20 protein-coding genes are annotated in these 20,039 nt (G+C 75.1%); 13 read left to right on the top strand and 7 right to left on the bottom strand.

The features are described 5' to 3' along the window. Positions 1 to 93: 93 nt before the first annotated feature. A complete protein-coding gene (gene glgX, locus ACIQU6_RS01930; RefSeq protein WP_403479677.1) occupies positions 94 to 2,403 on the bottom strand; it encodes a glycogen debranching protein GlgX in 2,310 nt (769 codons plus the stop codon). Between the two features lie 303 nt (positions 2,404 to 2,706). Here glgX and ACIQU6_RS01925 point away from each other — a divergent pair, with 303 nt between their 5' ends. From ACIQU6_RS01925 to ACIQU6_RS01895, 7 genes are all read left to right on the top strand, one after another. Then, positions 2,707 to 3,981 (top strand): Ig-like domain-containing protein, encoded by a 1,275-nt coding sequence (locus ACIQU6_RS01925; protein WP_403479676.1) that lies wholly within the window; start codon positions 2,707 to 2,709, stop codon positions 3,979 to 3,981. Positions 3,982 to 4,188: 207 nt separating this feature from the next. Further along, positions 4,189 to 5,415 carry an Ig-like domain-containing protein gene (locus ACIQU6_RS01920; RefSeq protein WP_403479675.1) on the top strand — a complete coding sequence of 409 codons (1,227 nt, stop codon included), beginning with the start codon at positions 4,189 to 4,191 and terminating at the stop codon, positions 5,413 to 5,415. Positions 5,416 to 5,514: 99 nt separating this feature from the next. Beyond that, the gene (locus ACIQU6_RS01915; protein ID WP_403479674.1) at positions 5,515 to 6,282 is read left to right on the top strand and encodes an enoyl-CoA hydratase/isomerase family protein; all 768 of its coding nucleotides are present in this window, start codon (positions 5,515 to 5,517) and stop codon (positions 6,280 to 6,282) included. A 274-nt stretch (positions 6,283 to 6,556) separates the two neighbouring features. Next, positions 6,557 to 7,084, top strand: a complete 528-nt coding sequence (locus ACIQU6_RS01910) for an ATP-binding protein (protein WP_403479673.1) — start codon at positions 6,557 to 6,559, stop codon at positions 7,082 to 7,084. A 353-nt stretch (positions 7,085 to 7,437) separates the two neighbouring features. Further along, positions 7,438 to 7,860: a hypothetical protein gene (locus ACIQU6_RS01905; RefSeq protein WP_403479672.1), complete on the top strand. Its 423-nt coding sequence runs from the start codon at positions 7,438 to 7,440 to the stop codon at positions 7,858 to 7,860. A 58-nt stretch (positions 7,861 to 7,918) separates the two neighbouring features. Continuing rightward, on the top strand, positions 7,919 to 8,683 hold the full coding sequence (locus ACIQU6_RS01900; RefSeq protein ID WP_403479671.1) for a DsbA family protein: 765 nt from the start codon (positions 7,919 to 7,921) through the stop codon (positions 8,681 to 8,683). Continuing rightward, positions 8,680 to 9,564 (top strand): cytochrome c biogenesis CcdA family protein, encoded by an 885-nt coding sequence (locus tag ACIQU6_RS01895; protein ID WP_403479670.1) that lies wholly within the window; start codon positions 8,680 to 8,682, stop codon positions 9,562 to 9,564. The genes ACIQU6_RS01900 and ACIQU6_RS01895 overlap by 4 nt, the downstream gene beginning before the upstream one ends. Before the next feature lie 15 nt (positions 9,565 to 9,579). Here ACIQU6_RS01895 and ACIQU6_RS01890 read toward each other — a convergent pair whose 3' ends face one another. The 4 genes from ACIQU6_RS01890 to ACIQU6_RS01875 all read right to left on the bottom strand — a co-directional run bounded on the left by ACIQU6_RS01890 (position 9,580) and on the right by ACIQU6_RS01875 (position 13,072). After that, positions 9,580 to 9,942 (bottom strand): hypothetical protein, encoded by a 363-nt coding sequence (locus tag ACIQU6_RS01890; RefSeq protein ID WP_403479669.1) that lies wholly within the window; start codon positions 9,940 to 9,942, stop codon positions 9,580 to 9,582. A gap of 174 nt (positions 9,943 to 10,116) precedes the next feature. After that, positions 10,117 to 10,947 carry an ammonia-dependent NAD(+) synthetase gene (nadE, locus tag ACIQU6_RS01885; RefSeq protein WP_403479668.1) on the bottom strand — a complete coding sequence of 277 codons (831 nt, stop codon included), beginning with the start codon at positions 10,945 to 10,947 and terminating at the stop codon, positions 10,117 to 10,119. A 99-nt stretch (positions 10,948 to 11,046) separates the two neighbouring features. Beyond that, positions 11,047 to 11,601 (bottom strand): GH25 family lysozyme, encoded by a 555-nt coding sequence (locus ACIQU6_RS01880; RefSeq protein ID WP_403479667.1) that lies wholly within the window; start codon positions 11,599 to 11,601, stop codon positions 11,047 to 11,049. A 217-nt stretch (positions 11,602 to 11,818) separates the two neighbouring features. Then, the gene (locus tag ACIQU6_RS01875) at positions 11,819 to 13,072 is read right to left on the bottom strand and encodes a glycosyltransferase (protein WP_403479666.1); all 1,254 of its coding nucleotides are present in this window, start codon (positions 13,070 to 13,072) and stop codon (positions 11,819 to 11,821) included. A 293-nt stretch (positions 13,073 to 13,365) separates the two neighbouring features. Here ACIQU6_RS01875 and ACIQU6_RS01870 point away from each other — a divergent pair, with 293 nt between their 5' ends. Both ACIQU6_RS01870 and ACIQU6_RS01865 read left to right on the top strand, forming a co-directional pair. Further along, a complete protein-coding gene (locus ACIQU6_RS01870; RefSeq protein ID WP_403479665.1) occupies positions 13,366 to 14,100 on the top strand; it encodes a response regulator transcription factor in 735 nt (244 codons plus the stop codon). Between the two features lies 1 nt (position 14,101). Continuing rightward, positions 14,102 to 15,607: an ATP-binding protein gene (locus ACIQU6_RS01865; protein ID WP_403479664.1), complete on the top strand. Its 1,506-nt coding sequence runs from the start codon at positions 14,102 to 14,104 to the stop codon at positions 15,605 to 15,607. A gap of 177 nt (positions 15,608 to 15,784) precedes the next feature. Here ACIQU6_RS01865 and ACIQU6_RS01860 read toward each other — a convergent pair whose 3' ends face one another. Then, positions 15,785 to 16,747 carry a M56 family metallopeptidase gene (locus ACIQU6_RS01860; protein WP_403479663.1) on the bottom strand — a complete coding sequence of 321 codons (963 nt, stop codon included), beginning with the start codon at positions 16,745 to 16,747 and terminating at the stop codon, positions 15,785 to 15,787. Next, on the bottom strand, positions 16,744 to 17,193 hold the full coding sequence (locus ACIQU6_RS01855; RefSeq protein WP_403479662.1) for a BlaI/MecI/CopY family transcriptional regulator: 450 nt from the start codon (positions 17,191 to 17,193) through the stop codon (positions 16,744 to 16,746). Before ACIQU6_RS01855 ends, ACIQU6_RS01860 begins: the two co-directional genes overlap by 4 nt. Before the next feature lie 114 nt (positions 17,194 to 17,307). Here ACIQU6_RS01855 and ACIQU6_RS01850 point away from each other — a divergent pair, with 114 nt between their 5' ends. From ACIQU6_RS01850 to ACIQU6_RS01835, 4 genes are all read left to right on the top strand, one after another. Next, positions 17,308 to 18,033, top strand: coding sequence for a DedA family protein (locus ACIQU6_RS01850; RefSeq protein WP_403479661.1), 726 nt, complete (start codon positions 17,308 to 17,310; stop codon positions 18,031 to 18,033). A gap of 106 nt (positions 18,034 to 18,139) precedes the next feature. Continuing rightward, positions 18,140 to 18,796, top strand: a complete 657-nt coding sequence (locus ACIQU6_RS01845; protein WP_403479660.1) for a phosphatase PAP2 family protein — start codon at positions 18,140 to 18,142, stop codon at positions 18,794 to 18,796. Beyond that, the gene (locus ACIQU6_RS01840) at positions 18,793 to 19,521 is read left to right on the top strand and encodes a phosphatase PAP2 family protein (protein ID WP_403479659.1); all 729 of its coding nucleotides are present in this window, start codon (positions 18,793 to 18,795) and stop codon (positions 19,519 to 19,521) included. Before ACIQU6_RS01845 ends, ACIQU6_RS01840 begins: the two co-directional genes overlap by 4 nt. A 141-nt stretch (positions 19,522 to 19,662) precedes the next feature. After that, the gene (locus ACIQU6_RS01835) at positions 19,663 to 19,947 is read left to right on the top strand and encodes a hypothetical protein (RefSeq protein WP_403479658.1); all 285 of its coding nucleotides are present in this window, start codon (positions 19,663 to 19,665) and stop codon (positions 19,945 to 19,947) included. The last annotated feature ends 92 nt before the right edge of the window (positions 19,948 to 20,039 follow it).

Below are 20,039 nucleotides of genomic sequence, written 5' to 3'. Positions count from 1 at the left end.
ATCGAGATGAGTCGGGGCCGGTAAAACGCCTTGTCGTATGGCGTGTTGACGCGGATTCAGGTATCCGGCCTCCGGCCCGGAGCGCCCGTACCGTCAGCCCGGCACCGCGCGGAACAGTAGCACCGTCCGTTCCGGAACGGTGAGTTCGGCGCCGGCCGCGAACCGGCGGGCGCGCGCGGGGAGTTCGGGCCCGCCGTCCGCCGGCGGATCGACCGGACCGGCGGGCTCGGCCGACTCGACCGGCTCGCCCGGCTCGACGGAGGTGTCCACCAGGAGCTCGTAGGCGCCCGCCCAGGGCAGGCCGGGCAGGACGATGTCCCGCGGGCGGTGGTCGGCGTGCAGCACGGCCAGGAAGCTGTCGTCGGTGACCCGGGTGCCGTGGGCGTCGCGCTGCGGGATGTCGTTGCCGGACAGGTACATCGCCAGTGTGGCGCCGGGAGCGTACCAGTCCGCCTCGGTCATCTCGGTACCGTCCGCGCGGAACCACGCCAGGTCGCGCAGGCCGCCGCGGTGCTGCGGGCGGCCGGAGAAGAACGCCCGGCGGCGGAGCACCGGGTGGGCGCGGCGCAGCGCGATCAGGCGGGCGGTGAGGGTGGCCAGGGCCCGCCAGTGGGGGTCCTCCAGCAGCGACCAGTCGAGCCAACTGGTCGCGCCGTCCTGGCAGTAGGCGTTGTTGTTGCCGTGTTGGGTGCGGCCCAGCTCGTCGCCGGCCACCAGCATCGGGACGCCGGTGGACAGCAGCAGCGTGGTGAGCAGGTTGCGGAGCTGGCGGCGGCGCAGCGCGGTGACGGCCGCGTCGTCGCTGGGGCCCTCGGCGCCGCAGTTCCAGGACCGGTTGTCGTCGGTGCCGTCCCGGTTGTCCTCCCCGTTGGCCTCGTTGTGCTTGTGCTCGTAGCTGACCAGGTCGCGCAGGGTGAAGCCGTCGTGCGCGGTGACGAAGTTGACCGAGGCGTACGGGCGGCGGCCGCCCCAGGCGTAGAGGTCGCTGGACCCGGAGAGCCGGTAGCCCAGGTCGCGGACGTCGTGGGCGGCGCCGCGCCAGAAGTCCCGGACGGTGTCGCGGTAGCGGTCGTTCCACTCCGTCCACAACGGCGGGAAGGCGCCGACCTGGTAGCCGCCGGCGCCGACGTCCCACGGCTCGGCGATCAGCTTGACCCGGCGCAGCACCGGGTCCTGGGCGATCACCGCGAGGAACGGGGAGAGCATGTCGACGTCGTGCAGTGAACGGGCCAGCGCCGCGGCCAGGTCGAAGCGGAAGCCGTCCACGCCCATCTCGGTGACCCAGTAGCGCAGCGAGTCGGTGATCAGCCGCAGGACCTGCGGCTGGACGACGTGGAGGGTGTTGCCGCACCCGGTGTAGTCGGCGTAGCGGCGCGGGTCCCCCGGGAGGCGGTAGTAGCCGCGGTTGTCGATGCCGCGCAGGGAGAGGGTCGGGCCCCGTTCACCGGCCTCCGCGGTGTGGTTGTAGACAACGTCGAGGATCACCTCGATGCCGGCGTCGTGCAGCGCCCGCACCATCCGCTTGAACTCGCCGACCTGTTGGCCGCGGGTCCCGGTGGCGGCGTACCCGGCGTGCGGCGCGAAATAGCCGATGGAGTTGTAGCCCCAGTAGTTGCGCAGTCCGCGGCGCACCAAGTGGTCCTCGTGCGCGAACTGGTGGACCGGCAGCAGTTCGACGGCGGTCACCCCGAGGCGGGTGAGGTGCGCGAGCGCCGCCGGGTGGGCGAGGCCGGCGTAGGTGCCGCGCAGCCGCTCCGGGATGCCGGGGTGGCGCATGGTGAAGCCCTTGACGTGGAGCTCGTAGAGGACCGAATCCGGCCACGGGGTCTTGGGCCGCCGGTCGTCCCGCCACTCGTCGCCCCCGTCGTCGTCCTCGCCGACCACCACGCCCTTGGGGACGTGCGGCGCCGAGTCGCGGTCGTCCCGCACGGTGTCGGCGATGTGCTGCTCGGGCCAGTCCCGGACGTGCCCGTAGAGCTGGGCGGGCAGCGCGGGACCGGTGGGGCCGGTCTCGGTGCGGGTCCCGAAGTCGCCGTCCACGGCCCGGGCGTACGGGTCGAGCAGCAGCTTCGCCGGGTTCCAACGGGCGCCCGTCCACGGGTCCCAGCGGCCGTGCACCCGGTAGCCGTAGCGCTGGCCGGGGCCGACGTGGGGCAGGAAGCCGTGCCAGATCTCGTGGGTCAGCTCGGTGAGGGCGTAGCGGGTCTCCTGCCCCTCGTCGTCGAAGAGGCACAGCTCGACGGCCTCGGCGCCGCCCGCCCAGAGGGCGAAGTTGGTGCCGGCGGTCCCGTCCGGCCCGGTGCGGTGGCGGGCCCCCAGGGGCGTCGGGCTGCCGGGGCGGACGTCCGCGGGCGGGGCGAGCGGTTGGTCCGCCACCGCCTCCTGCTCGGGTGCGCTGGACACGTGCCGGCCTCCTGCGGCTGAAGGGCTCAAGTCCGGGCGGTGGCGCCCGGTCGTCGGCCGGGGGCGTCCCGGCCGTGCGCGGGGCCGCCGCCCGCGGTGCGGTGCTGCACCGTTGTTCTGCCCGCAACCGGGCGTTGCCTCACGCTTAAGGTGCCGCTGCGGAGTTCCGTTGTCCCGGGTCCGCCCCGCCGCGGTCCGCGGTGCGCCCGGCGGAGCCGCCCCGCCCGCGCCCGCGGCGCGTCCATGACATTCCGATACGCGGCATACCGTCCAACTCGCGCATCATCCGTCACAATCCGGCGTATGACCGGCCATCAGGACCACCGACCAGGGGGCGCCCCCCGGGGCCGCGCCGCGGGCCGCGCGCCGACGGGCCGCCGGCCGCACCGCCTGAGCCGTACCACCCGCGCGCTGCTGGCCGCGCTCACCGGCGCGGTGGCGCTGACCGGCTGCGCCCAACCGGACCTCTTCCTCGGGGGCGCGCCGCCCGCCCCGGAGGAGGCGATCCGCATCGTCCCCGGGGACGGCGCGCGCGGCGTACGGGCCAACGGGCGGCTGGAGGTCCGGGTGCCGACCGGCCGGTTGGAGCGGGTCGAGGTCAACCGCACCGCCGCCGGCGGCCGGCAGCCGGTCGCCGGCCGGATCTCCCGGGACGGCACCATCTGGCGGCCGGTGACGGACTCCCTCGAACTCGGCGCCCGGTACACCGTGGACGCGGTCGCGCTGGACGGCGCCGGCCGTCGCACCAGCCGGCGGACCACCTTCACCACCTTCGCGCCCGCGCACCGCGTCCTCGGCTTCTACTCGCCGGAGAGCGGCACCACGGTCGGCACCGGCCTGATCTTCTCGCTGGTCTTCAACCGGCCGGTGCTCGACCGCGCCGCCGTCGAGCGCGCGGTCACGGTCAGCGCCCGGCCCGCCGTCGAGATCGCCCCGCACTGGTTCGGCCACCGGAGGCTGGACTTCCGCCCCCGCACCCGTTGGCGGCCGGGCACCCGCCTCACCGTCCAACTGCGGCTGCGCGAGGTGCGGACCGGCCCCGGCTCCTACGGGGTCCAACGCAAGACCCTCTCCTACCGGGTGGGCCGGGACCAGATCAGCGTCGTGGACGCCGCCCGGCACACGCTGACCGTCCACCGCGACGGTCGGCAACTGGCCGTCCTGCCGGTGACCGCCGGCAACGAGGAGAACCCCACCTACAACGGGACGATGGTGATCCTGGAGCGGCACGCGGTGACCCGGATGGACGGGGACACCGTCGGCTTCGGCACCGAGTACGACATCCCGGACGTGCCGCACGCCATGCGGCTGACCCGCTCCGGCACCTTCCTGCACGGCAACTACTGGGCCTCGCCGCGGGTCTTCGGCGGCCTCAACACCAGCCACGGCTGCGTCGGGTTGAAGGACGTCCGGGGCGGCGGCCCGGACACCCCGGCCGGCTGGCTCTACCGGAACTCGATCGTCGGCGACACCGTGGTGGTCCACAACTCCCCGGACCGCACCGTCGCCGCCGACAACGGCCTGGGCGGCTGGAACATGCCGTGGTCGGCCTGGCGGGCGGGCAGCGCGCGGAAGTGAACTCGCCCCGGCCGTTCTGAGCCCCCGGCGCGAGCCACCGGGCGCTCGTACGCATGCCCGCAGCCCCACCCGCCGCACGCGACTAAACGCCTACCAGCGGGGGGAGTTGACTGTCGGTGCGATGTGGTTATCTAGCGGCACGCACCCGGTCGGCGTCGCCCGGGCGCGGGCCAGTCGCGGGCCGTGCGAGGGGGAAAGGGGCCAGTCGTGAACGTCCAACCGATGCCGGGGGAGCCGGTGCGCCGGTCGCCGGTGCGCCGCGCGGGCGGTCCGCTCGCGCTGCTGCTCGCTCCGCTGCTGCTGTTGGTCTCCGCCTGCGGCGGCGACGCCGACGGCACGCCGAGCGGGCGGTCGACGGCGGGGACCGCCTCACAGGCCGCCGTGGTGATAGCGCCCGGGGACGGCGCCCGGGACGTGGCCACCAACGGCGCCCTGAAGGTCACCGCCCAGCAGGGGAGGCTGCGTTCGGTGAAGGTCACCGACGCCAAGGGCAACGAGGTCGACGGGCAGATATCCGGCGGCGGCGCCCTGTGGCGGCCCAGCACCCATCTCGGCGCCTCGACGCGGTACACCGTCGAAGCGGTGGCTGTGGACCGCCGGGGCCGACAGGCCGCCGAGCACGCCTCGTTCACCACCCTCGTCCCGAAGAACACCTTCATCGGCGAGTACAGCCCCGAGAACGGCCAGCGGGTCGGCGTCGGGATGCCGGTCTCGATCCGTTTCAGCCGCGGCATCACCCACCCCCGGGCCGTCGAGCGGGCCGTCACGGTCACCGCCCGGCCCGCCGTCCCGATCGTCGGCCACTGGTTCGGCAACGACCGCCTCGACTTCCGCCCGGAGAAGTACTGGGCGCCCGGCACCAAGGTCACCCTCCGCCTCGACCTCAACGGCGTCGAGGGCCGCCCCGGCGTCTACGGCACCCAGACCAAGCAGGTCTCGTTCACCGTCGGCCGCAGCCAGGTCAGCACCGTCGACGTCCGGACGAAGCAGATGACGGTGGTGCGCGACGGCAGGACCCTCAAGACCGTGCCGATCACCGCGGGCGCCCCCGGCACCGAGACCTACAACGGCCAGATGGTGATCAGCGAGAAGAGCCTGGTGACCCGGATGAACGGCCAGACCGTCGGCTACGGCGGCGAGTACGACATCAAGGACGTCCCACACGCGATGCGGCTGAGCGCCTCCGGCACCTTCATCCACGGCAACTACTGGTCCGGCCGGGCCGCGTTCGGCACCCGCAACGCCAGCCACGGCTGCGTCGGCCTCTACGACCAGCGCGGTGGCGGCGACCCCGACACCCCCGCGGCCTGGTTCTACCGCAACTCCCTCATCGGCGACCTCGTCATCGTCAAGAACTCGCACGACCGCACCGTCCAGCCCGACAACGGCTTCGGCGACTGGAACCTCTCCTGGGCCAAGTGGCGGGCCGGGTAAGGGCGTAGGCAGAGGGGGCGCGGGCGGCCAGGTGCCGCGAAGGCAGGACGGCCGGAGGCGGGGCGGCGCGCGGGCGTTAACGCGTACTAACCTGCCGGCATGACTGTGCATCTTGAGGTCGCCGACGGCGTCGGCACCATCCGCCTGGACCGCCCGCCGATGAACGCCCTGGACATCGCCACCCAGGACCGGCTCCGCGAACTCGCCGAGGAGGCCGGCCGCCGCGACGACATCCGCGCGGTCGTCCTCTGGGGCGGCGAGAAGGTGTTCGCGGCCGGCGCGGACATCAAGGAAATGCAGGCCATGGACCACGCCGCGATGATCGTGCGGGCCAAGGCCCTGCAGGACTCGTTCACCGCCGTGGCCCGGATCCCCAAGCCGGTGGTCGCCGCCCTCACCGGCTACGCCCTCGGCGGCGGCTGCGAGTTGGCGCTCTGCGCCGACTTCCGGATCGCCGCGGAGAACGCCAAGTTGGGTCAGCCCGAGATCCTGCTCGGCCTGATCCCGGGCGCCGGCGGCACCCAGCGGCTGGCCCGGCTGGTGGGCCCGTCGAAGGCCAAGGACCTGATTTTCACCGGCCGGCACGTCAAGGCCGACGAGGCGCTCGCCATCGGCCTGGTGGACCGGGTGGTGCCGGCCGAGGAGGTCCGCGCGCAGGCGCACGACTGGGCGGCGCGGCTGGCGTCCGGCCCCGCGCTGGCGCTGCGGGCCGCCAAGGAGTCCGTCGACGCCGGGCTGGAGACGGACATCGAGACCGGCCTGACGGTCGAACGCAACTGGTTCGCCGGGCTGTTCGCGACCGAGGACCGGGAGATCGGGATGCGCAGCTTCGTCGAGGACGGGCCGGGCAAGGCCAAGTTCCTCTGAGGCGGCTGTTGTTGACGTGGCGTATGTGAAGTGGCCGGTACGCCATGCCTCGTGTGGGCGAATTGCGGAAACGCTCGGTACACCGTAATAGGGCCCCGCCGGCGGCCGTTGAGCCGTCGTCGCCCACACGAGAGCGCCGCAGGTCAGCGGGGTGGTGCCGGCCTTCCGCTGCCGTTGGCATATGTCGCGCGGGCGGCGCGGAGCCGGTGATTCCGGACAATGGATTCCACAGGTTCCGCCCCCCAACGCGCTGACGAGCGGTCATGATGGGGGCATGGCGGGCCTGGATGGAACGGAGCAGCCGCGGCCGCGGAGCGGAACGGCCGCCGCACGCTGGGGGATTCCCGGCGCGGAGGGGCAGTCGCCCCCGGCCCCGGCCGGAGCGGTGCCCGTCGGGCTCGACCTGGTCGGCGACCCGACCCTGGGCGAGGTCAGGCTCCCCTCGCGCCCCCAGTCCGCCCGCATCGCGCGCCGGTTGACCGCCGCCATCCTCCTCACGCAGTGGTCGCTGACGCCCCAACTCGCCGAGCACTCCGTGCTGCTGGTCTCGGAGCTGGTGGGCAACGCCGTGCGGCACACCGGCGCCCGGACGTTCGGGCTGCGGATACTGCGCCGCCGTGGCTGGATCCGGGTGGAGGTGCGCGACCCCTCGCGCGGGCTGCCCTGCCTGATGCCGGTGCAGGCGATGGACGTCAGCGGGCGCGGGCTCTTCCTCGTCGACAAGCTCTCGGACCGCTGGGGCGTGGACCTGCTGCCGCGCGGCAAGACGACCTGGTTCGAGATCCGGGTCACCGACCGCTGACCGCCGGCGCGTTCCCCTCGCGAACGGGACCGGGGCCGTCCCGCGGGATGCCGCGGGGCGAGCCCCGGTTCCCGGCCGTCGGCGGGCGGAAGGGGGTGGCCCGCGCGGCCGGACGCGACCGCACCCGCGCCAACGGGGGGTCGCCGCGGACGACTATCGCAGGCCGCCCCGCCGCCGACCAAAGCCGACAAAGAGGAAATATCTCGACAACTCACCATCAAATGAGGGGCGTGCCGGGGTGAGGTATGCCACCGCCGCCGTTCGCGGTCGCCCGCCGCCGGCGGTCCGTAGGATGGGACGTTCCGAATGACACGGACCCATACGACACGGACCGACACCGAGGGGGAGGGACCATGCGCCGACTGCGCCGCTCCGCGCCGCTGACCCTGCTGCTCCTCCTCGCGGTGGCGTTCGGCCCGTTGCTCTGCCGGATCGGCGGCGACCAGGCGTGGCTGGCCGGCCGCGCCGCCGCGGCCGCCGACATCTGGCGCGGCGCCCTCGCGGGCCCGACCACCGCGTCCGCCGCGGCGCCGGCCGCCACCGCCCCGATCGCGGTGGCCGACGGCGTCAAGCACTGTTCCGGCCGCCATGCGCCGAGCCCCGGCGAGGCCGCCCCGCTGCCGGCCCCGCACCGCGCCGAGCCGCTCGCCCCGGACGCCACGGGCCCCGGGCCGCTCGCCGCCGACCTCCCCCGGACCTTCGCCCTGGCCCGCCCACCCACCGACGGCGATCCGGCCACGGACCACACCGCGCTCCTGCCCGTACTGCGGATATAGGCCGTCCCGCCCGGCCTTCCCCTCCCGTACACCCCTTTTGCACCACAGGAGCTTTCGCATGCCCGCTTCCGCTTCCCCTGCCCGCAAACTCGCCGCCGTCGGCGCGGTCCTCGCGCTGGTGGTGGCGGTGATCGCCGTCGCCGTCGCGGTCGGCAAGGCCGTCGAGAACGACCGGGGCACCGCCCCCGGCGCCGCCGCCTCCGTCACGCCCCAGGAGGACGACGGCCAGCAGAAGCTGTACGACGACCTCGCCAAGCGCACCAGCCGCCGCACCGCCGGCGACCCGCTGGCCCTCGGCAAGCCCGACGCCCCGGTCGTCCTGGTCGAGTACGCCGACTACCAGTGCTCGTTCTGCGGCCGCTTCAACCGCGAGACCAAGCCCGACCTGGTCAAGAAGTACGTCGACGACGGCACCCTGCGGATCGAGTTCCGCAACTTCACCATCTACGGCGCCGACTCCGAGCGCGCCGCCCGCGCCTCCTGGGCCGCCGGCCGGCAGGGCAAGTTCTGGCAGTTGCACGACGAGCTCTACGCCAAGACCCGCAAGGGCGACGCGCTCGCCGAGGACAAGCTGGTCGAGCTGGCCCGCACCGCCGGCGTGCCCGACCTGGACAAATTCCGCACCGACCTGAACTCCCCGGCCGCCGAGCAGGCGTTGAAGAAGGACCAGGAGGAGGGCTACCAGATCGGCGTGCAGTCCACCCCGTCCTTCCTGGTCAACGGCCGGCCGATCGCCGGCGCGCAGGAGACCCGGCTCTTCGAGCAGACCATCGAGCAGGCCGCCGCGAGCGCGCGCCACAAGGGCGCGGGGGCCGGCAAGTGACCGGCGACATCGGCTACCTCGCCGCGTTCCTCGGCGGGGCGCTCGCGCTGATCAGCCCGTGCAGCGCCCTGCTGCTCCCGGCGTTCTTCGCCTACTCGCTGGCCAGTCCCGGCCGACTGCTGGCCCGCACCGGGGTGTTCTACCTGGGGCTGGCCACCACCCTGGTGCCGCTGGGCGCGGCCAGCACCGCCGCCAGCAAGCTGTTCAATGGCAACCGCGACCTGCTGATCGCGGTCGGCGGCTGGCTGGTCATCGCGCTCGGCCTGGCGCAGATCGTCGGCCTGGGCTTCGCCTCCCGGCGCGCGCAGGAAGCGGCCGCCCGGATAACCCCGCGCACCGCCCTGTCCACTTTCCTGCTCGGCTGCGTCTACGGCCTGGCCGGCTTCTGCGCCGGGCCGATCCTCGGCTCGGTGCTGACCGTGACCGCGGTCAGCGGCTCCCCGGTCTACGGCGCCTCGATGCTCGCCGTCTACGCGCTGGGCATGGCGCTGCCGCTGTTCGTGCTCGCCCTGCTCTGGGACCGCTTCCGGCTCGGCACCCGGGGCTGGCTGCGCGGCCGCGAGTTCGCCCTCGGCCGGCTGCGGCTGCACACCACGTCGGTGGTCTCCGGCCTGTTCTTCATCGGCATCGGCGTGCTGTTCCTGACCTTCAACGGGACCAGCGCGCTGCCCGGGATCGTCGACGCGGACTCCGACATGCGGGTGGAGAAGTGGGCGGCCCAACTGGGCAACGCCGTGCCGAACGCGGTCCTGCTGGCGGTCGCCGCGCTGGCCGTCGCCGCCGTGCTCGGCTGGATCGCCCTGCGCCCGGACCGCAAACGGGACGCCGCGGGTCGACCCGGCGCGGCGGAGTCCGACGGCTCCGACGGCGCGTCCGGCTAGCCGCGCGGGCCCACCCTAGGCGCTGAGCCGCCGGTGCCAGTCCAGGTGCGGGCGCCGGCGGGCGATCGGGCGGACGTGCCCGGGGTGGGCGTCCGCCCGGCGCCTGCGGTCGTTGCACAGCAGGCACTTGCCGTAGCCCGGGGGCAGCGGGTCCTCGGGGTCGCCGTGGAGGGGGTCCACCGCGCCGTGGGGATGCAGGGCGCAGCCCGTCGGGCCGGGGGTGGCTTCGCCCAGCGAGCTGGCGGCGGTCAGCGCCCGGCGCAGGACGTCGACGAGCTCGTCGGCGTCCTGCCGGGTCGGCGCCGAGTGCAGCGCGGAGGCGAGGTCGGAGGCAGCGGTCAGCGCGGTCTGGAGTTCGTGCAGGCGTGCGTCACCCATACCGTGGAGAGTAGGCGGCCCCACTGACAATTGATCTTCCGATCGCACTTCGTGGCTTCCCATGGCCGGATGCATGCCCGCTGCGGGCCATGGTTTAGCACCGTGGCGATGACCGTCGCCTGGCCGTCGTGTGACGGGACGGTGCCGGGCGGGCGCGGTAGCCCGCCCGCGCTGTCAGGGGGCGATCGGCAGCGCCCGCTTGTGGGCGGTGAGGCGGTAGCGCCGGACGATCGCCTCGAACGCGGCCTCCTCGACCGGCTCGCCCTCCAGGAAGTCGTCGATCTGGTCGTAGCTGACACCCAGCGCGTCCTCGTCGGGCTTGCCCGGGTCGAGGGTCTCCAGGTCGGCCGTCGGGACCTTCTCGACCAGTTCGGCGGGGGCGCCCAGCTCCCGGGCGACGGCGCGCACCCGGCGCTTGGTCAGCCCGGTCAGCGGGACCACGTCGGCCGCGCCGTCGCCGAACTTGGTGAAGAAGCCGGAGACCGCCTCGGCGGCGTGGTCGGTGCCCACCACCAGGCCGGCCTCCGCGCCCGCCACCGTGTACTGGGCGATCATGCGCTGGCGGGCCTTGATGTTGCCGTGCACGAAGTCCTGCTGGTGGGCGTCGCGGAAGGCGACGTCGCCGGCCAGCGCGGAGGCCAGCGCGGCATCGCTGGCCGGTCGGACGTCGACGGTCAGCAGGCGGTCGGCGCGGATGAAGTCCACCGCCCGCTGGGCGTCCTTCTCGTCCGCCTGCACCCCGTAGGGCAGCCGCATCGCGAAGAACGTCGCGTCGTGCCCCTCGGCGCGGGCCCGCTCCACGGCGAGCTGGCAGAGCCGACCCGCGGTGGTGGAGTCGACCCCGCCGCTGATCCCCAGCACCAGGGAGCGCAGCCCCGTGGAGGTGAGCTGCGCTGTGAGGAAGGACACCCGGCGCTCGATCTCCCGGGCGGCGTCGAACTCCGCGGTCACCTGGAGTTCCTGGGCTATCTCCTGCTGCAGGGCCTTGGCCGCCGGGTCCGTCACGGGTGCTCCTTCACGCTCTTCGTCACGCGCTGTTCCCCCACCGCGGGATCGGGTCACGCGGAGTGTCGGCCAGGCGTATCGGGGTACTGCCCGAGAAGTTTAGGCGGGGTGCGCCCACTTCTTGAGCTCGGCCCTGCTGCCGAAGGTGGCGACGTTCTTGTCCAGCGGGGTGTCGGTGTACTGGTGGATCCGCCACTTCGCCTTGATCCGCGGGTGTCCGGCCGCGACGTAGTCGGCGATCCACAGCCCGTCCGCGGCGTACGAGGTGGTGTCGCGGTGCAGCCAGAAGTCGCGGTTGCAGTAGAGCAGCACCCGGTGGGTGGGGCGCAGCTTCTTGACCTCCTGGAGGAACTGGTCCTTCTGCGCGTTGCTGGCGTAGGAGCCGGCGCCGGTGGTCTCCCAGTCCGCGGCCAGGATGTCGCCGTGCACCGACGCGCACTTCTCCACGAAATAGCGGGCCTGGGCGGCGATGTTGCCCGGCCACAGGAAGTGGTAGAAGCCGACCACGGCCCCCGCCTCGCGGGCCCGCGCCGCCTGCGCCGACTGGTGCGGATTGACGTAGGAGCGGCCCTCGGTCGCCTTGATCAGGACGAAGTCCAGTCCCGTGGCGGAATATCCGGTGTTGTAGGAGCTGACATCGACACCGTGCAGCATGAGCGGCCTCCTGCCGTCGGACCTACGGAAAAGCGAAGCGTCATCTGCGCGAAGCGGCAGTCGCCCCTTCAGCAGTTCAGCATGTTCACGACCGGAGACGCCAGATTGCCGCGCCGAAGTTCCCGACGGCGCCGGCGAGTTGGTGACGCGAGGCGCGGTTGGGATGTGTGGGGTGGGAGGGACGGGTGGGTGGACCCGTCCCGTTCGTCCGGTCGTTTCAGTGTCGTTCGTTTCTGCGGGCCGGTGCCGGGGCGAGGGCCAGGCTGAACACGCGGCGGACGAACCGGGCCCGGCGGGTGGCGCGCAGCTCCGCGATCAGCGCCCGGTAGCGCTCGGCGACCGGCCCGGGGCCGTGCCGGCGGGCGCTCTCCAGCGCGGCCGCGGCCATCGCCCGGCGCCGTTCCGGGTCCCCGGCCAGTTCCAACAGCGCCCCGGCCAGGGCTCGTCCGTCGTCGCACGGCACCAACACCCCGCCCCCGCCGCCGCCCTGGAGCAGCTCCGTCGGGCCGGGCGGCCGGCCGGTGCCGACGACCGGGACGCCGCGCCGCATCGCCTCGACCAGAGCCGGCCCGGACGCCTCCGCGTCGGAGGCCGACGCGGCGAGCGTCGCGCCCGCGAACTCCGCCCCGTCCGGCGTCCGCGGCCCGGCCAACTCCGCCCGCCCGGCCAGCCCCAGTCCGTCGATCAGGCTGCGCAGCCGGGCGCGCTCCGGGCCCTCGCCGTGGATCCGCAGCCGCCAGTCCGGGTGTTGGGCGCAGACCGCGGAGAACGCCTCGACGAGCAGGCCGAAGCGCTCACCGGGGACGAGGGGGCCGGCGGCGACGAGCGTCGGCGCGCCGTGCTCCGCCGCGCGGGCCGCCGCCGGTTCCGCGCCCGGGCCGGTCGGCGGGGCGTCCGGCGGCGGGACGACGGTCGGCACCGCCAGCACCCGCACGCCGGGCAGCGGCAGCCGCGCCCGCCAACGGGCCGCCTCCGCCTCGGTGGTGGTGACCAGTGCGTCCAACGCCCGGTAGGGGCCGACGAGTTCGGCCAGCAGCGGGGCGCCGTGCGCGTCGTACCGCAGCGGCACCCGGCCGATCCGCAGGGCCCGGCGGGGGCCGAAGCGGGCCAGGTAGGCGTTGACGCCCGGCCGGGTCCCGATGAGGACGTCGGCGTCGGTGCCGCGCAGGAACTCCGCGGCCCGCAGGTCGACCAGCCGGCTGTACTGGTGGTGGTGCCGGTCGGCGCGCGGGAAGTCCAGCGCGGGCGCGCCGAACAGCGGGTGCGCCATGTCGTCGCTGCCCACCCGGGTGTCCACCAGGGGCACCAGGCGCAGCCGGGGGTCCACCGCGCACCGCGGGACCTCCCGGTGGCGCAGCATCGAGACCAGCTCGACGTCGTGGCGGTCGGCGAGCGCGGCGGCGAGCGCGAGGGTGGCGCGCAGGGGGGCGCCGACGGCGTACGCGTTGTGCAGCAGGAACGTGATCTTCATGGGTGTCGTGCGGGGTCTCTGCGAGGTGTTCCGGGGACGCGGCCACGGGTGTCGGTGTCGGCGCCGTGCCCCCTCGGCGCCGGGCCGTCGTTACGTCGGCCGGCCGGTCGCGTCCGGTCCCGTGGATGGCCCGTCCGGCACCGGCCACCGTCCCGGGAGCGGGTAAGCCGAGGGCGTGTCCCGGGTGAGAGGCCGGTAAGCGAGGGTGAGAGCGCGGTAAGAAAGCGCCCGGCGGGGGCCGGCCGCGCGGGGGGAGCCGCACCCGGGGAAAGGGGCCTTGGCAGACTTGCCGGGTGACCCACTCCGTGCTGTTGGCCGAGGACGACCGCCCCATCCGCACCGCGCTGGAACGCGCCCTGACCCTGGAGGGCTACCGCGTCACCGCCGTCGCCGACGGCATCCAGGCGCTGGCCGCCGCCCACCGCGAGCGGCCGGACGTGATCCTGCTGGACGTGATGATGCCGGGGATCGACGGGCTCCAGGTCTGCCAGGTGCTCCGCGCCGAACAGGACCGCACCCCGATCCTGATGCTCACCGCCCGGGTCGAGACCGCGGACCGGATCGCCGGCCTGGACGCCGGCGCCGACGACTACGTGGTCAAGCCGTTCGAGATCGAGGAGGTCTTCGCCCGGCTGCGGGCGCTGCTGCGGCGCACCGCGGAGCCGCCGGCGCGGGCGGCCGACGGCACCGGGCCCGGCGAGGGGTACGACGCCCGGGCCGCGGAGAGCGGCGTCGTCGAGGCGGCCGACCTGCGGATCGACGGCCCCTCGCGGCGCGCCTGGCGCGGGGAGCGCGAACTGGAGCTGACCCGCACCGAGTTCGAGCTCCTGGAGCTGCTGGCCCGGAATGCCGGGATCGTCCTGGACCACTCGACGATCTACGACCGGATATGGGGCTACGACTTCGGACCCGGCTCGAAGAACCTCGCGGTCTACGTCGGCTATCTGCGGCGGAAGGTGGACGTGCCGGGCAGCCGGCCGCTGATCCACACGGTGCGCGGCGTCGGCTACGTCCTCCGGGAGGACTGAGGTGTCTGGGCGCCGCGGTCCGTCCGCCCGGCCGCCGGGGGCCCACCGGGCCCGCCGGTGGCTGGCGGCCTGGCTGCGCGCCCGTAAGCCGGCCAGCCTGCGCACCTCCTTCGCGCTGGCCTTCGCCGCCGGCGCCGCCGGGGTGACGGTGCTGGTCGGGTTCCTCAGCTACGACGCGGCGGCCCGGCTGGTGCGGATGGACGAGAAGTCGTTCTTCACCGAGGTCGTCCGGGACCTGCGGGCCCAGGTGCAACAGGAGCCGCACACCGTTGCCGACTACGCCACCGGCCCCGGCCGCGACCCCGGCGGACCGCGGGACGAACTGACCGGCGCCACCCGCACCGACGTCCAGGTCCTCACCGCCGACGGGCGGATCGCCGAGGCCGGGCGCCCCGCGCTCCCGGTGGGCGACGGCGAACGCCGCCTGGCCGCCCAGCGGGAGGCCGGCCGCTTCGCGGAACGGGTCGCCGTCGTCGGCGAGACGGAGTACCACGTCGCCACGGTGGCGCTCGGCGGCGGCCGCGGCGCCGTCCAGGTCGCCCAGAAGTTCAGCGGCACCGAGGACCTGCTCGCCGCGCTCCAGCAGCGCACCGTGCTGCTGGCCGCCGGGGTGATCACGCTGGCCGGGGCCGTCGGCTGGTGGCTGGCCCGCCGGATCACCGGGCGGCTGGTCCGTCTGACCGCGGCCGCGGAGAGCGTCGCCGGGCACGGCCGGGTCGATGTGCAGGTGCCGGTGGCCGGCCGGGACGAGGTCGCCCGGCTCGGCCGGGCCTTCGACGACATGCTCGGTCGGCTGAATGTCGCGGTCCGCGACCAGCAGCGGCTCGTCCAGGACGCCGGGCACGAGCTGCGCACCCCGCTGACCTCGCTGCGCACCAACATCTCGCTGCTCAAGCGCTTCGACGAGCTGCCGCCGGACGCCCGCGAGGAGCTCCTCGCCGACCTGGCCGGCGAGGCCCGCGAACTGACCGACCTGGTCAACGAGTTGGTCGCGCTGGCCGCCGGGCGGCACGGCGACGACCCGGCGTCCGAGGTGCACCTGGCCGAGGTCGTCGAGCGGGCGGCCGCCGCGACCCGCCGGCGCACCGGCCGGGAGATCACCGTGCGCACCGACCGCCCGGCGGTGGTCGCGGGCCGCCCGGCCGCCCTGCACCGGGCCGTCGGCAACCTCCTGGAGAACGCCGCCAAGTTCGACGCCGACGGGACCGCGCCGATCGAGGTGGTGGTCGCCGGGGCCCGCGTCGAGGTCCTCGACCGCGGCCCCGGCATCGCCGAGTGCGACCTGCCCTACGTCTTCGACCGCTTCTACCGCGCCCCGGCCGCCCGCGGCCTCCCCGGCTCGGGCCTGGGCCTGGCCATCGTCCGCGAGATAGCCCTGACCCACGGCGGCCGGGCCTTCGCCGCTCCCCGTCCCGGCGGCGGCGCCCGCCTGGGCTTCACGGTCGCGGAGTGCGCCCCGGAGCCGGCCGTCGAAGGGACGGAGGCGGCCGGGGGCGCGGGCGGATGAGCGGGCGGCCGCGACGCCCGCCGCCCGGGGGCGTTACGGGGTGTCGCCTGCCCGCTGGGCGCCAAGGGCCGGGCGGCGGCCGGGAGTTGACGGGCTCGTCCGGGTGCCCGAGGGGTGCCGTACGGTCCGGGCACCGGGTGGGGAGCGGCGGGGCTGCCCTTCGCCAGGTGTCCCGCCCTACCGCCCCGGATGCTCCCCCTGGGCCGTTTCCACGTTCTGGTGGAGGTCGGCCGCGGCGTCCACCGCGCCCGCCGCGGAGAAGGCGACGCAGGCCAGCAGGGCGGCGGCTACCAGGCGGTGGGCGCCGAGGACGGCGCGGCGGCGGGGGCGGGCCGTCGGGGGCTCGGGGCTGAGCAGGGCGGCGACGCGACGGGGGACCGGGCCGGTCGTCGCGGCGAGCGCGGGGCCGGGGCGGGGCGGGGCCGCGGGGTGCGTGCGGGTCGCCAGCGCGGCGCGGCCGATCGCGCGGGCGGTGAGCTGACGGTCGCCCACCCGGGAGGCGGCGGCCTCGTCCGCCCAGCGCTCCAGCGCGTACGCCAGCGGGGCGCGCAGGCCGCGCAGCAGCGGGTGCCAGGCCGCGGCCAGTGCGACGGTCAGCAGGAAGAGGTGGTGGCGGCCGGCGAGATGGGCGCGCTCGTGGGCGAACAGGGCCTCCCGCTCGGCCGACGGCAGCGCGCGCAGCATCCCGGCGGTGACCACCACCCGGTCCGGGCGCCCGGGGAGGGCGTAGGCGTCGGGCACCGCGTCCGGCAGGACGCACAGGTCGCCGGCGACGGCGTGGCCGTCGGCCGTGCGCCGGGCGGCGCGCAGCTCGGCGCGGTGGCGCAGCGCGCGGCGGGCGACCGCGATCACGCCGCAGGCCAGCAGCGCCCCGGCGACCGGGGCGGCCGGGACGGTCACCACCGCGTCGGTGCCCGGCAGTCCGCGCTGGAGGTGGCCCAAGGCGGCGACCGGCGGCAGCCGCAGCGCCCCGGCGACCGCGAGCAGACCGAGCGCCGCGGCCGTGCAGACGGCGAGCACGGCGGCGCAGCCGGTCAGCAGCCAGGCCGCCGCCCGCGGCGGCAGCGACTCGGCGAGCCGGCGGGCGGCGGGCACCGCCAGCAGCGGCATCAGCAGCGGGACCCAGACGGCGAAGATCACGGCGTGGTCCCGGGGTCGGGGTGGTGGCCGTCGTCGGCGCCGTACGGGACCGCGCCGCCGGCGGCCGCGCCCCCCGGCTCCACCTCGTCCAACAGCGCGCGGAGCAGCCGCTCGTCCTCGGTGGTCAGCTCGGAGACGAAGCGGGCGAGCGCGGTGGTGCGGTCGTCCTGCTTGTCCAGCTCGCTGCGCATCCGCCGGGCGGTGAGCCCGGCGGAGTCGTGTATCGGGGAGTAGGCGAAGCCGCGGCCGGCCCGGGTGCGGGAGACCGCGCCCTTGTCGTGCAGCCGGCTGAGGATGGTGGTGACGGTCGTCCGGGCCAGCCGGCCGTCCAGTTCGCCCTGCACCTCGGCCGGGGTCAGCGGGCCGTCGGCCGCCCAGAGGGCCGCCAGCACGCTCGCCTCCAGCTCGCCGGCGGGGCGGCGCTGTGCGGGTGGTGTCTCCGACATGGAACGGCCTCCACCCTTCCGTCGTCTACAGTTCCGTAGACCGTCTACGGAACTGTAGACGGTGGGTCCGCCGCTTCGGCAGGCCCACAACCCATTATGGGAGGGGCCACTGACATGGCCGTAGCGGCCGCTGCACTGCACGTCGACACCGTCACCCAGGCGGTCAACATCCTCGACGCCGGCTCCCTGCTCGCCGCCTTCGGCGCGCTCGGGGTCGCCGTCGTCCTCTTCGCCGAGACCGGCCTCCTGGTCGGCTTCTTCCTGCCCGGCGACTCGCTGCTGTTCACCGCCGGGCTGCTGTGCGCGCCCGGCGTCGGCGGCGCCGTCCACCTCGCCCTGCCGCAGGTGCTGGCCGCCGCGGCGGTCGGCACGCTCCTCGGCTCGCAGACCGGCTACTGGATCGGCCGCCGCGGCGGCCGCGCGCTGCTCGCCCGCGGCCGCTCCCGCAAGCTGCAGGAGGGCGCCGCCCGCGCCGAGGAGTACCTCGCCCGCTACGGCCACGCCAAGGCGATCGTGCTGGCCCGCTTCGTGCCGATCGTCCGCACCGTGCTCAACCCGCTCGCCGGCGCCCTGAACGTCCCGGCCCGCGCCTTCGCCCTCTGGCAGATCACCGGTGGCTTGATCTGGACGTTCGGCCTCACCTTCGCGGGATACGCGCTGGGCTCGTCGGTGCCCAACGTCGACCGCTACCTGCTGCCCGTCGTCGGCTTGGTGGTCCTGGCATCGCTGACCCCGATCGCGCTGGAAGTGCTGCGTTCCCGGCGGCGGCGCCCGTCCGGCGGGCCGGACGAGGAGCCCGCCGATGCGCCGGATCACGCCACCGCGCCACCGGCACCCTGAACGACCCGGCACACTTGCTGGTGCACACCGGCGGTCGACACCCATCGAGACCGCCCGGTAGCTCCAGCCCACGCACCACGCATCGACCCGCCAAGGAGTAAGCCCAGTGACCGACCTCGCCCTCGGCGGAGCCTCGATCGACGGCGGCCTGTACAAGTCCGTGACCGGCTTCGCCCAGGACATGCCGCACTTCCTCAACGTCCTGGTCTCCTACTGGACCGACTTCGGGCTGGGGGTCTTCGCGCTGTTGATGCTGGCCGGCTGGTGGCGCGCCCGGCAGCGGCTCGGCGGCAGCTCCCGCCGCCGGCTGGGCCCGGGGGAGGGCCGGTACCCCGCCCCCGTGACGATGGCGATGGCGCTGGCCGTCCCGGTCATCGTGGTCCTGGCCTACGTGGCCAACGACGTGATCAAGAGCTTCTTCCACGAACAGCGCCCCTGCCAGACCCTGAGCGTCACCACCGTCGAGCCGTGCCCGCCCCTGGGCGACTGGTCCTTCCCGAGCAACCACTCCGTCATCGCCGCCTCCGCGGCCATCGCGCTGCTGCTGCTGGACCGCCGGCTCGGCGCCATCGCCATCCCGGCCGCGCTGCTGATGGGCGCCTCCCGGGTCTGGGTCGGCGCCCACTACCCGCACGACGTGCTGGTCGGCCTGATCGTCGGCTCCCTGGTGGCCGCGGTCCTGATGCCGCTCGCCCGGCGGGCCGCCCCGCTCGTCGAACGCGTACTGGAGACCCCACTGCGCCCCCTGGTATCCCCCCGGTGACGCCCTCGGGGGCGCCGCCGGAGCCGGCCACCGGCCCGCGCTTCGGTGTGCCCCCGAGGCACCTGCTCGTCCTGGCGGCCGTCTTCGCCGCACTCTTCGCCGCCCTGGCCGTGACCACGGCCGCGCGGCACGGCGCCCCGTTCGCTCCCGAACGGGGCGCGCTGCATTGGGCGCTGGCCCACCGCGGGGAGCCGCTGCGCTCCCTGGCGAGCGCCCTGACCGCCACCGGCACCGGCGTCGTCCCCTACCTGATGGCGCTGCTCGCCGGCCTGCTGGCCGCCCGCGACGCCCGCGGTCGGCTCCGCGCGGCGGCCGGCACGGTGCTCGTCCTCGCCGCCTGCCAGGCCGTTCGCTACGGCCTGATGGAGCTGCTCGCCCGCCCCCGGCCGCCGGCCGCGGGCTGGATCGGCGTCGCCACCGGCTACTCCTTCCCCTCCGGCCACTCCACCACCTCCGCGCTGGCCGCCGGCCTGCTGGCCTGGGGCGTGCTGCGCCGCGTCCGCCCCGGTACCGGCCGCCCCTGGTGCGCGCTGCTCGCCCTGTGGGCCGTCGGCGTCGGCCTCACCCGGGTCTACCTGGGCGTCCACTGGGCCGGCGACGTGCTGGCCGGCTGGCTGCTGGCCGCCGCCCTGCTCGCCCTCGCGCTGCTGCTGGACCCCCTGGTCGTCCCGCCACCCGACGGGCGCCGCGAAAGCCCTCCCGGCAGCTTGTCCATGAATCGCTGACGATCGGCCCAGGTCTTGCCCAAGGCCGCATGGACCCCCGTCGCGACGAGCAGCCACTGTGCTGAGCACCGGAGGCCGCGCCCGGCCACCGCCACCGCCGGTGCCGCGCCCGTTGACCGCGCACGCCCTGGGGGGATCGCAATGAAGCAGCAGACGAGCGTCCCGCCGGTCGCCCCGACGGGCGGCCTCCACCGTTGCCCCGCCGCCGCGCCCGCCGACCCGACCCCGTGCGACGGACCGCCCGACGCCGCCACCCTCGTCGACCGGCACGGCCGGGAGGTCGCCGGCTGCGTCCAGCACTGCGCCCGGCTGCTCCCCGGCCTCGACGGCGCCCGCGTCCACCCCTTCGTCCCCGCCGCCCAGGCCCTGGACATCTACGTCCGGGCCTGCGAACTCCCGCCGTTCGCCTGGGAGATCGGGCGCTAGGGCGCTTCTGACGGATCTCCGCGGCGTCGCGGCGTCTGGCACGCACTCCCCCACGCCTAAAGGGCGCGGGGGGACCCCCTGCGGCGTTGCCG

Origin of the sequence: Streptomyces sp. NPDC090442 (assembly GCF_044769405.1) — a bacterium.
GTDB lineage: Bacteria > Actinomycetota > Actinomycetes > Streptomycetales > Streptomycetaceae > Streptomyces.
Note: the sequence above shows the minus strand (reverse complement) of the source record. Positions and strands in the feature narration are given on the sequence as shown.

Excerpts from the sequence above, each read along its gene's own strand:
- ACIQU6_RS01925 (WP_403479676.1), top strand. The coding sequence starts at position 2,707 with ATGACCGGCCATCAGGACCACCGACCAGGGGGCGCCCCCCGGGGCCGC.
- ACIQU6_RS01915 (WP_403479674.1), top strand. The coding sequence starts at position 5,515 with ATGACTGTGCATCTTGAGGTCGCCGACGGCGTCGGCACCATCCGCCTG.
- ACIQU6_RS01910 (WP_403479673.1), top strand. The coding sequence starts at position 6,557 with ATGGCGGGCCTGGATGGAACGGAGCAGCCGCGGCCGCGGAGCGGAACG.
- ACIQU6_RS01905 (WP_403479672.1), top strand. The coding sequence starts at position 7,438 with ATGCGCCGACTGCGCCGCTCCGCGCCGCTGACCCTGCTGCTCCTCCTC.
- ACIQU6_RS01900 (WP_403479671.1), top strand. The coding sequence starts at position 7,919 with ATGCCCGCTTCCGCTTCCCCTGCCCGCAAACTCGCCGCCGTCGGCGCG.
- ACIQU6_RS01890 (WP_403479669.1), bottom strand. The coding sequence starts at position 9,942 with ATGGGTGACGCACGCCTGCACGAACTCCAGACCGCGCTGACCGCTGCC.
- ACIQU6_RS01880 (WP_403479667.1), bottom strand. The coding sequence starts at position 11,601 with ATGCTGCACGGTGTCGATGTCAGCTCCTACAACACCGGATATTCCGCC.
- ACIQU6_RS01875 (WP_403479666.1), bottom strand. The coding sequence starts at position 13,072 with ATGAAGATCACGTTCCTGCTGCACAACGCGTACGCCGTCGGCGCCCCC.
- ACIQU6_RS01855 (WP_403479662.1), bottom strand. The coding sequence starts at position 17,193 with ATGTCGGAGACACCACCCGCACAGCGCCGCCCCGCCGGCGAGCTGGAG.
- ACIQU6_RS01850 (WP_403479661.1), top strand. The coding sequence starts at position 17,308 with ATGGCCGTAGCGGCCGCTGCACTGCACGTCGACACCGTCACCCAGGCG.
- ACIQU6_RS01835 (WP_403479658.1), top strand. The coding sequence starts at position 19,663 with ATGAAGCAGCAGACGAGCGTCCCGCCGGTCGCCCCGACGGGCGGCCTC.